Source organism: Mesorhizobium sp. M2A.F.Ca.ET.037.01.1.1 (genome assembly GCF_003998075.1).
In the GTDB taxonomy this organism is placed as follows: domain Bacteria; phylum Pseudomonadota; class Alphaproteobacteria; order Rhizobiales; family Rhizobiaceae; genus Mesorhizobium.
On the sequence record NZ_RZSA01001624.1, the window covers coordinates 1 to 731 of the forward strand.

2 protein-coding genes are annotated in these 731 nt (G+C 63.6%); both read right to left on the reverse strand.

The window, feature by feature from the left end; genetic code table 11:
* The coding region (locus tag EOA27_RS38810; protein WP_189562387.1) for a site-2 protease family protein at nt 1-308 on the reverse strand (308 nt) is incomplete at its 3' end.
* Between the two features lie 105 nt (nt 309-413).
* The coding region (locus EOA27_RS38815) for a phosphatidate cytidylyltransferase (RefSeq protein WP_189562390.1) at nt 414-731 on the reverse strand (318 nt) is incomplete at its 5' end.

The following is a 731-nucleotide window of genomic DNA, read 5'->3' on the forward strand; positions in this document are numbered from 1 at the left end:
GTCAGTGATTCGATCTCCTCGGCGCTCGGCTGGCTCGACGTCGCGTTCATGTCGCCGACAAATTTGACATACCCGCCAAGCGGAATGGCGCAAAGCTTCCAGCGCGTCCCGCGGCGATCGTTAAAGCCAACGAGCTCGGGGCCGAAACCGATGGAAAAGGCCTTCACGCCGATGCCGCACCAGCGGCCGATGAGATAGTGGCCCATCTCGTGGACGAACACGACCACGGTCAGCACGAACAGAAACGGCACGAGCGTGCCAAGGACGAAGCCTTGCGTGCTGAAGACCGCGTGAAAAATGTCGTTCAACTCATGCCCTCAAATTCGCCCGCACACGACACTCCGCCGCGACTGTGGCATCAATCCGGGCGAAACCGTGGCGCGCGCCGTTTTTCGCCTTGACCGTAGTGTCATTTAGTTCGGAAACAGCCCCAGTGCCGGATGCTCGGCGCCCGCCGCGACCCAACCAATGACGTACAGCGCCAGCGCGGCCGCGACAAGCCCGTCGACCCTGTCCATGACACCGCCATGGCCGGGAATGAGGTTGCTGGAATCCTTGGCACCATGCCGGCGCTTCACCCAGGATTCGAACAGGTCGCCGATCTGGGAAACGACCGACAGCGTCAGCGCGGCGAGTCCGAGCTGAACGAGATTGCCGGCGCCGGCTGCAATTGCCAGCAGCAGCCCGCCGGCAAGGCCGCCGACGGCGCCCCCAACCGCACCGCTCTGTGT